11 protein-coding genes are annotated in these 10,564 nt (G+C 69.6%); 10 read left to right on the top strand and 1 reads right to left on the bottom strand.

The window, feature by feature from the left end; all coding sequences use genetic code 11:
• Positions 1–205: 205 nt before the first annotated feature.
• From CR470_RS16810 to CR470_RS16765, 10 genes are all read left to right on the top strand, one after another.
• Entirely contained in the window at positions 206–814 is a 609-nt protein-coding gene (locus CR470_RS16810) for a CDP-alcohol phosphatidyltransferase family protein (RefSeq protein WP_018957757.1), read from the top strand.
• Positions 815–926: 112 nt separating this feature from the next.
• Positions 927–3,422 (top strand): mannose-1-phosphate guanyltransferase, encoded by a 2,496-nt coding sequence (locus CR470_RS16805; RefSeq protein ID WP_097868403.1) that lies wholly within the window; start codon positions 927–929, stop codon positions 3,420–3,422.
• Between the two features lie 97 nt (positions 3,423–3,519).
• On the top strand, positions 3,520–4,434 hold the full coding sequence (locus CR470_RS16800) for a DUF881 domain-containing protein (RefSeq protein ID WP_179892275.1): 915 nt from the start codon (positions 3,520–3,522) through the stop codon (positions 4,432–4,434).
• On the top strand, positions 4,431–4,763 hold the full coding sequence (locus CR470_RS16795) for a small basic family protein (protein ID WP_003970459.1): 333 nt from the start codon (positions 4,431–4,433) through the stop codon (positions 4,761–4,763). Before CR470_RS16800 ends, CR470_RS16795 begins: the two co-directional genes overlap by 4 nt.
• Positions 4,764–4,768: 5 nt before the next feature.
• Positions 4,769–5,578 carry a DUF881 domain-containing protein gene (locus CR470_RS16790; RefSeq protein ID WP_097868402.1) on the top strand — a complete coding sequence of 270 codons (810 nt, stop codon included), beginning with the start codon at positions 4,769–4,771 and terminating at the stop codon, positions 5,576–5,578.
• A gap of 190 nt (positions 5,579–5,768) precedes the next feature.
• Positions 5,769–6,548: an FHA domain-containing protein gene (locus CR470_RS16785; RefSeq protein ID WP_097868401.1), complete on the top strand. Its 780-nt coding sequence runs from the start codon at positions 5,769–5,771 to the stop codon at positions 6,546–6,548.
• A 42-nt stretch (positions 6,549–6,590) separates the two neighbouring features.
• On the top strand, positions 6,591–7,334 hold the full coding sequence (gene ftsR, locus CR470_RS16780; RefSeq protein WP_097868400.1) for a transcriptional regulator FtsR: 744 nt from the start codon (positions 6,591–6,593) through the stop codon (positions 7,332–7,334).
• A gap of 53 nt (positions 7,335–7,387) precedes the next feature.
• The gene (locus CR470_RS16775; protein WP_006123076.1) at positions 7,388–7,861 is read left to right on the top strand and encodes a bifunctional nuclease family protein; all 474 of its coding nucleotides are present in this window, start codon (positions 7,388–7,390) and stop codon (positions 7,859–7,861) included.
• A gap of 168 nt (positions 7,862–8,029) precedes the next feature.
• Entirely contained in the window at positions 8,030–8,656 is a 627-nt protein-coding gene (locus tag CR470_RS16770) for a MerR family transcriptional regulator (protein ID WP_097868399.1), read from the top strand.
• A gap of 105 nt (positions 8,657–8,761) precedes the next feature.
• On the top strand, positions 8,762–10,222 hold the full coding sequence (locus CR470_RS16765; RefSeq protein ID WP_097868398.1) for a DNA polymerase IV: 1,461 nt from the start codon (positions 8,762–8,764) through the stop codon (positions 10,220–10,222).
• On the opposite strand, the gene CR470_RS16760 is transcribed toward CR470_RS16765, so the two are convergent.
• On the bottom strand, positions 10,144–10,515 hold the full coding sequence (locus tag CR470_RS16760) for a PRC-barrel domain-containing protein (protein ID WP_097868407.1): 372 nt from the start codon (positions 10,513–10,515) through the stop codon (positions 10,144–10,146). The genes CR470_RS16765 and CR470_RS16760 overlap by 79 nt on opposite strands.
• Between the last annotated feature and the right edge of the window lie 49 nt (positions 10,516–10,564).

Raw genomic sequence — 10,564 nt, 5'->3', positions numbered from 1 at the left:
CGATGGTACTGCAGGGGGGACCCTGTGGGAGAGTAGGACGCCGCCGAACAATTTTTCCGGGAAAGCCCCGCACCTATGGTGCGGGGCTTTTCTGCGTTCACGGTACTTGCGTGCCCTCTCCGCCCTCCACCCCCGTGCACCGAACGGGCGAAGCTGAGGGTAGGGTCAGGGGGCATCATTGGCACGTTTCACAGGAGGCCCCCGGGTGGAGGTCCAGGAGACTCGGGTCCAGACGGACCGGGTCCTCACCATCCCCAACATCCTCAGCATGGCTCGCCTTGTCGGGGTACCGCTCTTCCTGTGGCTGATTCTTCGCCCCGTGTTCGGAGGGCCCAACAGCGACAACTGGGCGCTGCTGGTACTGATGCTCAGCGGCATCAGCGACTACCTCGACGGGAAGCTCGCCCGCAAGTGGAACCAGATCAGCAGCCTCGGCCGGCTCCTGGATCCGGCGGCGGACCGCCTCTACATCCTTTCCACCCTGGTTGGCCTCACCTGGCGTGAGATCTTGCCCCTCTGGGTCACCGCGGCCCTTCTCGCCCGGGAACTGATGCTCCTGGTGATGGTGGCCATCCTGCGACGCCACGGCTATCCGCCTCCGCAGGTCAACTTCCTCGGGAAAGCTGCAACCTTCAACCTGATGTACGCGTTCCCCTTGTTGCTGCTCAGCGACGGGAGTGGTTGGCTGGCCACACTGGCCGCCGTCTTCGGATGGGCGTTCGCAGGATGGGGTACAACGCTCTACTGGTGGGCAGGAATCCTCTATGTGGTTCAGGTCCGCCGGATCGTGAAGGCGGACGCAGTAGCCGATTGAGCTCGTTGATGCGGTGCCGCGCAGAGTGGCCGGCCCGCGGCAGACGTTGTGAATGATGCCCCGACGGGCGAACTCGGCCAACCGTCGTCTCTTCTAGGAGGACGTTTCCGACATGAAGGCCGTCGTGATGGCTGGCGGCGAAGGCACGCGCCTTCGCCCCATGACCTCGAGCATGCCCAAGCCGCTCCTGCCCGTGGCCAACAGGCCGATCATGGAGCATGTCCTGCGGCTGCTCAAGAGGCATGGGCTCAGTGAAACCGTAGTGACCGTCCAGTTCCTCGCCTCTCTCGTCAAGAACTATTTCGGGGACGGCGAAGAGCTCGGGATGGAGCTCACCTATGCCAACGAGGAGAAGCCACTCGGCACCGCGGGCAGCGTGAAGAACGCCGAAGAGGCGTTGAAGGACGACACGTTCCTCGTCATTTCCGGTGACGCGCTCACCGACTTCGACCTCACCGACCTCATCGCGTTCCACAAGGAAAAGGGCGGGCTCGTCACGGTCTGCCTGACCAGGGTTCCCAATCCGCTGGAATTCGGGATCACCATCGTGGACGAGAACGGTCAGGTCGAGCGGTTCCTGGAGAAGCCGACCTGGGGGCAGGTCTTCTCGGACACCGTGAACACGGGCATCTACGTCATGGAGCCCGAGGTCTTCGACTACGTACAGGCCGACACCTCGGTCGACTGGTCCGGTGACGTCTTCCCTCAGCTGATGAAGGAGGGCAAGCCGATCTACGGCTATATCGCCGAGGGCTACTGGGAAGACGTAGGCACACACGAAAGCTACGTGAAGGCCCAGGCGGACGTCCTGGAGCGCAAGGTCGACGTGGAACTCGACGGCTTCGAGATCTCGCCCGGCGTGTGGGTCGCCGAAGGCGCTGAGGTCCACCCCGACGCCGTGCTGCGCGGGCCGCTGTACATCGGCGACTACGCCAAGGTCGAGGCGGACGTCGAGATCCGCGAGCACACGGTGGTGGGGTCGAACGTCGTCGTCAAGACGGGCGCCTTCCTCCACAAGGCGGTGGTGCACGACAACGTCTACATCGGACAGCACAGCAACCTCCGGGGCTGCGTGGTCGGCAAGAACACCGACATCATGCGTGCGGCCCGGATCGAGGACGGCGCCGTCATCGGGGACGAATGCCTGGTCGGCGAGGAGTCGATCATCCAGGGCAACGTACGGGTGTACCCGTTCAAGACCATCGAGGCCGGCGCGTTCGTCAACACCTCGGTGATCTGGGAGTCCCGCGGACAGGCGCACCTCTTCGGGGCGCGCGGGGTCTCCGGGATCCTGAACGTCGAGATCACCCCGGAACTGGCCGTGCGGCTGGCCGGCGCCTACGCCACGACCCTCAAGAAGGGCTCGACGGTCACGACGGCACGTGACCACTCCCGAGGCGCCCGCGCTCTCAAGCGGGCCGTCATCTCGGCCCTCCAGGCCAGTGCCATCGACGTCCGGGACCTGGAGAACGTACCGCTGCCCGTGGCACGCCAGCAGACGGCCCGGGGCAGCGCCGGCGGCATCATGATCCGTACGTCGCCCGGGGTGCCCGACTCGGTGGACATCATGTTCATCGACGAGCGGGGCGCGGACCTCTCGCAGGCGCAGCAGCGCAAGCTCGACCGGGTCTACGCGCGCCAGGAGTACCGCAGGGCCTTCCCCGGCGAGATCGGGGACCTGCACTTCCCGTCCAGCGTGTTCGACTCGTACACCGGGTCCCTCCTGCGGAACGTCGATGTCGAGGGCATCGCGGAGTCCGGGCTCAAGGTCGTCGTCGACGCCTCCAACGGCAGCGCCGGGCTCGTCCTGCCCAGTCTGCTCGGGCGGCTCGGCGTGGACGCGCTGACGATCAACCCCGGACTGGACGAGGCACGGCCCACCGAGTCCGCCGACACCCGGCGGGCCGGTCTGGTGCGGCTCGGGGAGATCGTGTCCTCCGCACGGGCGGCCTTCGGGGTGCGGTTCGACCCGGTGGGCGAGCGGCTCTCCCTCGTCGACGAACTGGGCCGGATCATCGAGGACGACAGGGCCCTGCTGGTCCTCCTGGATCTCATCGCCGCCGAGCGGCGCAGCGGTCGTGTCGCCCTGCCCGTGACGACCACGCGCGTCGCCGAACAGGTGGCGGCCTACCACGGCACCCAGGTGGAGTGGACGACCACCTCGCCCGACGACCTGACCCGGGTGGGCCGTGAAGAGGACACCATCTTCGGAGGAGACGGGCGCGGAGGGTTCATCGTTCCCGAATTCAGCAGCGTCTTCGACGGGTCCGCCGCCTTCGTCCGGCTCATCGGGCTCGTCGCGCGCACGCAGCTCACCCTGAGCCAGATCGACGCGCGGATTCCCCGGGCGCATGTCCTGCGCCGCGACCTGGCGACGCCCTGGGCCGTCAAGGGGCTCGTCATGCGCCGGGTCGTCGAAGCGGCCGGTGACCGCAGTGTGGACACCACGGACGGCGTGCGTGTGGTCGAGGCGGACGGGCGGTGGGTCATGGTTCTGCCCGACCGGGCGGAGGCCGTCACCCATCTGTGGGCGGAAGGACCGGACGACGCCTCGGCCCAGGCACTGCTCGACGAGTGGGCCGCGGTGGTGGACAGCGCCGGAGACTGACGCGAAGACGGTGCGCCGCGACGCCCCGGCCAGGGGCTCACGGCGCACCGGTGGGGCCATTCGGCGGCAGCCGTGATGACGTGCGACGATGTGCGGCATGTCGCAGCAGTCCCCCGATCGGAGCACCGCCTCGCCGCCCGCACGCCCCGACGCCTCCATGTCGCTGCTGAACAACGTGATGGACCACAGCCTCGACGACGGGTACGCGGAGGCCTCCGCGCGGCGCAGGGCCGACGGGAGCGCTGGGCTGCCCCGGACGCTCAAGTCGAAGCTCGGCCTGGCTGCCGGACTGGTGGTGGCCGCCCTCGTGGTCACCCTCGGCGCCGCCGAGGCACGGATCTCCGCGCCGGTCGTCGCCAAGGAGCGCGAGGAGCTGATCGACCGCATCGACGCGGAGACACAGGCCGCGGACACGCTGGAGTCCGAGGTCGACGAGCTCCGCGCCGATGTGAGCGAACGTCAGCGCAAGGCACTTGAGCAGCACGGCGGGGACCAGGGGCAGCTGGTAGCGCTGCTGGTTGGTGCGACGCCGGTCGAGGGGCCCGGGGTGAAGCTGAACGTCGACGACGCGAAGAACACCGACCAGGGCGGCGGCGGGCCACGCGAGTCGACCGGCTTCGCCGACACCGGGCGGGTACGCGACCGGGACATGCAGCGTGTCGTCAACGGCCTGTGGGAATCCGGGGCCGAGGCCATCGCCATCAACGGGCAAAGGCTGACGGCACTGTCGGCGATCCGGGCAGCCGGCGACGCCATACTGGTCGACAACAGACCGCTCGTACCGCCGTACACGGTGCTGGCGGTGGGGGACGGCAAGAAGCTCGCGACCGCCTTCCAGGACAGCGCCGACGGCCAGTACCTGCAGGCACTCAAGGAGAGCTTCGACATCCGCACCAGCATCTCCGATCAGGCGGAGGTGCGGCTTCCGGCCGCGCCGAGCCTGATCGTCCGTACAGCAGAGCCGAAGGCCGCGGACAATGGTGCGGCAGACACAGGGAAGGGCACATCGTGATCGCCGTACTGGGCCTCGTCGTGGGAGTCGTGGTCGGACTGTTGGTCCGGCCCGAGGTACCGGCGGTGGTCGAGCCCTACCTGCCGATCGCGGTGGTCGCCGCCCTCGACGCCGTCTTCGGTGGTCTGCGGGCCATGCTCGACGGCATCTTCGTCGACAAGGTCTTCGTGGTCTCCTTCCTCTCCAACGTCGTGGTGGCCGCGCTGATCGTCTTCCTCGGCGACAAACTGGGTGTCGGCGCTCAGCTCTCCACCGGTGTGGTGGTCGTGCTGGGCATCCGGATCTTCTCCAACGCCGCCGCGATCCGCCGGCACGTCTTCCGGGCTTGAGGCCGATGAACAACGACGAGAATCCCCGCAGCGAACAGGCCGAGGGCGGCGCGTCCGCCGCGCCGGACACTCCCGCGCCGGCGCCCGCCGCGGAGGTGTCCGGCCGGCAGAGGCTGCTGGCGGGCCTCTGGCCCCCGCGGCTGAGCCGGGCCCAACTGATCGTCGCCGTACTGCTGTTCGGGCTCGGTCTGGGGCTCGCCATCCAGGTGCGGTCCACCAACGACGACAGTGCGCTGCGCGGCGCCCGGCAGGAGGACCTCGTCCGTATCCTCGACGAGGTCGACGACCGGACCCAGCGTCTGGAGGACGAGAAGCAGCGCCTGGACGATCAGCGCACCGAGCTGGAGAACAGCTCCGACCAGGCCGAGGAGGCCCGGAAGCAGACGCTGGAGAAGGAACGTCAGCTCGGTATCCTCGCGGGCACCGTGGCGGCGCAGGGGCCCGGCATCACGCTGACGATCACCGACCCCTCGGGGGCGGTCGCGCCCGACATGCTGCTCGACGCCATTCAGGAACTGCGGGCGGCGGGGGCCGAGGCGATCCAGGTCAACGGGGTGCGGGTGGTGGCCGGCACCTACTTCGCCGGGGACGCCGGGGACATCCAGGTGGACGGGAAGAAGATCGAGGCACCGTACGAGTTCACGGTGATCGGCAAACCGCAGGACCTGGAGCCCGCCCTCAACATTCCCGGCGGTGTGGTCCAGACGCTGGAGAAGGAGCAGGCCACGGTGCTCGTGGAGCGGTCCGACGACATCGTCGTGGACGCCTTGCGACCGGCGCGGCGGCCTGACTACGCTCGGTCGTCATCCCCGTGAGCCGGGCGAGTGTGAGGGCCGGTGGAGCGGGTCGGGCGGTTGCGGGGGGTCGGCGCACCGGATTGGTGGTGCGTGGTGGAAACTGTCGGGTGGATACGGACGTTGTGAAGATGTCCGGGTCGGCAGGTGTGTTCAATCAGGGTTCGTCCTGCCCCACGGGCGGGTCTATGTCGGTCAAGGGGAATCGCCCGTGAAGTTTTTTGCGAAGTTGTTCGGGAAGAGCGCACGCGAGGACAGCAACAGTGCTGCCCGCCACCGCGCGCCACGCCACGGTCAGGGCGAGGAGCAGGACGCGGAGCGTCCGCTCTTCCGCGACGAAGTGTCCGGCGCCCCCGGTGGTGACGGCGTGTCGTCCGTTGACCCTGCCGGTGCCGGACGCATAGGTTTCGGCGAACCATCGGCCTCGGGTGCGGGTGGAGGGTTCACCCCGGAGGGCTCGTCGATGCCGGTCTGTACGAGGTGCGGTCACCGCAACGCGGAGGCCAGCAGGTTCTGTTCCAACTGCGGCGCGCCGCTGCGGGGCGGTGTCCCCGAGCGTCCCTCGGAGACGACGTCCACCATCTCCATCTCCGGCCTCGAGGCGTACGAGGCGGAGGCGACGGGCCAGACCGCTCTGCCCTCGCTCTCCCCGGAGGCCCAGGCCGCGGTCGACGCGCTGCCCGGTGGCTCGGCGCTGCTGGTCGTGCGGCGGGGCCCGAACTCCGGGAGCCGCTTCCTGCTCGACAGCGACCTGACCACGGCCGGCCGTCACCCGCAGAGCGACATCTTTCTCGATGACGTGACCGTGTCGCGGCGTCATGTGGAGTTCCGCAGGAGCCCGGACGGTAGCTTCACCGTGGGTGATGTCGGCAGCCTCAACGGCACCTACGTCAACCGTGAGCGCATCGACTCGGTCCAGCTGTCCAACGGCGACGAAGTCCAGATCGGAAAGTACCGCCTGGTCTTCTATGCGAGCCCGCGGGGCGTGTGACCAGCCCCCGGACTCCGTCCGGGGGGACCCCGAGGAAGGCCCATGCTGCGAACACCGACAGGCGGTGCCGGCCACGGCACCGCCACCGCGGAAGCGCGCCCGATGAGCATCGGTACGGTGCTCATCCAGCTGCGCGACGAGTTTCCCGAAGTCACCATCTCCAAGATCCGGTTCCTGGAGGCCGAGGGGCTCGTCGAGCCGCAGCGCACTCCTTCCGGATACCGGAAGTTCGCCCCGCGTGATGTGGAGCGCCTGGCGCAGGTGCTCCGCATGCAGCGGGACCACTACCTGCCGCTGAAGGTCATCCGGGAGCATCTGGACGCGCTGGCCCGGGGGGAGCAGCCCGTGCTGCCCTCGCCCGGCGACCGGCGGGATCTCGCGGACGGGGTGTGGGAGACCGGCCCCGGGACGGCGACCGCCGCCCGGATCGGACGGGCCGAGCTGCTGGCGGCCGCCGAGGTCGACGAGGACCGGCTGGCCGAGTGGGAGTCCTACGGACTCATCGTCCCCGCCCCCGAGGGCGGTTACGACGCCGAGATGGTGACGGTCGCCAAGCTGGTGGCGGACCTGGGGCGTTTCGGCCTGGAACCGCGTCATCTTCGGGCCATGCGGGCCTCCGCCGACCGGGAGGCGGGGCTGGTGGAGCAGCTGGTCGCGCCCTTGCGCCGGCACCGTAATCCGCAGACCAGAGCCCACGCCGAGGCCACCGCGAACGAGCTCGCCGAGCTGTCCGTACGGCTCCACGCGGCCCTCGTGCAGAGCGCTCTGCGCAGCCGTCTGCACTGACCCCGGCGGATCCCGACTACCCAAACATGGCGAGCACGTCCTAGGGTTGCTGTGTGAACGAGCTCGACGTTGTCGGTGTCCGGGTGGAAATGCCCTCCAACCAACCGATCGTTCTCCTGCGTGAAGTGGGAGGCGACCGGTACCTCCCCATTTGGATCGGTCCTGGGGAGGCGACCGCGATTGCCTTCGCCCAGCAGGGCATGGCTCCCGCCAGGCCGCTGACCCATGACCTGTTCAAGGATGTGCTCGAGGCCGTGGGCCAGGAGCTCACCGAGGTCCGCATCACGGACCTCCGCGAAGGGGTCTTCTACGCGGAACTCGTCTTCGCCAGCGGAGTGGAGGTGAGCGCCCGGCCCTCCGACGCCATAGCGCTCGCCCTGCGAACCGGCACGCCGATCTACGGCAGTGACGGCGTGCTGGACGATGCGGGCATCGCGATCCCCGACGAGCAGGAGGACGAGGTGGAGAAGTTCCGCGAATTCCTCGACCAGATCTCTCCGGAGGACTTCGGTACGAACAGTCAGTGACCGTCCCGCAGGGGTGCTGTCAGCGCATCCGACAAGCCTTTCCCGGAAAAGAGACACGGGAAACCACCCTCAGGGTGATTATCACTCGGCGTGCCGAGTGTGGCGATCGTTGACGCACCCCGAGTGACTGCCTACCTTCGAGTGGGCAGGTCAAGGACGGAGGTCGGCGTGAGAAGCAGCGGCGACGGTACGGCGGCGGGTGGGCCGTATCCGCAGCACGGCAGTGGAGCCGACCACGCCATCAGGCAGCCGGTTCAACCGGCAGCGGTGGCAGCGGGCGGCGTGGCAGCGGCGAGCGATGCCGACGACATCGGCTATCGCGGACCGACGGCGTGCGCGGCGGCGGGGATCACCTACCGCCAGTTGGACTACTGGGCCCGTACGGGACTGGTCGAGCCCAGTGTGCGCCCGGCCTACGGGTCGGGGACCCAGCGCCTCTACAGTTTCCGGGACGTGGTCCTCCTCAAGATCGTCAAGCGGTTCCTGGACACCGGGGTCGCGCTGCAGAACATCCGCACCACGGTCCAGCATCTGCGGGCCCGCGGTTTCCAGGATCTCGAGCGCATGACGTTGATGAGCGACGGGGCCACGGTCTACGAGTGCTCATCGCCCGACGAGGTCGTCAGCCTGCTCCAGGGCGGGCAGGGAGTCTTCGGGATCGCCGTGGGCGTCGTCTGGCGGGACGTGGAGGCGGCGCTGTCGCAGCTGCACGGCGAGCGGGTCGACACCGGCGAGACGCTCGTCGGTCACAACCCCACCGACGAGCTGGCGCGGCGCCGCAACCGCGCCGTCTGAGCACCCCGGGCGCGCGAGCAGCACACACAGGACGACGGGACGGTCCGGCACCCCGCGGGGCGCCGGACCGTCCCGTTGTCAGTGCCGTAGGGCAGCATCGACGGTGTGAGACCCGCGCCCACCATCCTGCACCTGGACATGGACGCCTTCTACGCGTCGGCGGAGCAGGCGGCCAAGCCGAGCCTGCGCGGCAAGGCGGTCGTGGTGGGCGGCCTCGGGCCCCGCGGGGTGGTCGCCACCGCCTCGTACGAGGCCCGGCGCCTGGGCGTGCACTCGGCGATGCCCACCGCGCAGGCCCGGCGGCTCGCGCCGAACGCCGCCTACCTGGTGCCCCGCTTCTCCCTGTACCGGACGGTGAGCGACCAGGTGATGGAGCTCCTGGGGCGGCTGTCGCCCCTGGTGGAGCCGCTCAGCCTGGACGAGGCCTTCGTGGACCTGGAGGCGGGCGGGACGGCGGACGACTCGGCGTCGGCCCGTGCGACGGGAGAAGGGCTGCGGACGGCCATCCGCGCGGTGACCGGCCTCAGCGGATCCGTCGGACTGGCCGGTTCCAAGATGCTCGCCAAGATCGCCTCCGAGGAGGCCAAGCCCGACGGGCTGCTGCTCATCGAGCCGCGTACGGAGCGTGAGCTGCTCGCTCCCATGTCCGTGCGCATCCTGCCGGGGGTGGGCCCGGCCACCGGCGACCATCTCAGACGCGCCGGGATGACCACCGTCCACGACCTGGCCGAGGCGGGCGAGGCGGAGCTCGTGCGGCTGGTCGGAAAGGCCCACGGCCACGGGCTCTACAGGATGGCGCTGGGGCTCGACGACCGGCCGGTGGTGGCCGAGCGGGACGCCAAGTCCGTATCGGTGGAGGACACCTTCGACGTGGACCTGCACGACCGGGTGCGGGTGCGGGCCGAGGTGGAGCGGCTGGCCGTCCGGTGCGTGGAGCGGCTGCGCGCCGCCGACCGGTCGGGGCGCACGGTGGTGCTGAAGGTGCGCCGCTACGACTTCTCCACGCTGACCCGCTCCGAGACGCTCAGAGGCCCCACGGACGACCCCACGGTGGTCCGTGAGGCGGCGGGGCGGCTGCTGGAGTCCGTCGACACCACAGGGGGCGTCCGGCTGCTGGGGGTCGGCGTGACGGGGCTGGCCGACTACACCCAGGAGGACCTGTTCGCCCAGGCCGCCGACGCCCGGGAGCTCGCTCAGCGGGCCCAGGAGGAGCACCGGGCGCCGTCCCCGGGGGGCGGCGAGGAGAACGTGCCGGCGGAGCCCGAGCCGGACAGCGCGGAGCTTCTCGCCGCGCGGCGCTGGCCCGCCGGGCACGACGTGCACCATGAAAAGCACGGGCACGGCTGGGTGCAGGGGAGCGGCGTGGGCAGGGTCACCGTCCGGTTCGAGGAACCGTGGAGCGCGCCCGGCCGGGTGCTGACGTTCCGCGTCGACGATCCGCTGCTGCGGCCCGCCGACCCGCTGCCGCTCGTCCGTGACGCGGCCGACTACTCCTCCTGGCCCGCAAGCCTGCCGAAGTCCCGGTCGGGCGCCGGCCCCTCCGGGGGCGGGGAGTCCAGACCGTAGTGACGGTAGAGCTGCAGTTCCTGCTCGGGAGAGAGGTGCCGGCCGACGCCGAAGTCCGGCGCGCCCTTGATCAACGCGCGGTCGAAGGGGACGCGCAGCGCGTCCTCGACGAATTCGCTGGGCTCCAGGGGGACGAAGGCGTCCCTGCTGAACAGGCCGGTGCGGACGGCCGCCCACTCCGGCACGCCCGTCGCGTCGTCGAGATAGACCTCATCCACCGTTCCGATCTTGGCGCCCTTGCGATCGAATGCCTTGCGGCCGATCAGGCGGCGCGGATCGATATCGGTCTGCACGGTGCCTCCCACTGGTCGCGACTGCTCAGGGTGGACGCTGTCGCTCCAC

The organism is Streptomyces sp. rh34, from assembly GCF_002551245.1.
Classification (GTDB): domain Bacteria; phylum Actinomycetota; class Actinomycetes; order Streptomycetales; family Streptomycetaceae; genus Streptomyces.
The sequence above is the reverse complement of the archived record's forward strand: the minus strand, read 5'-3'. Positions and strand labels throughout refer to the sequence as shown.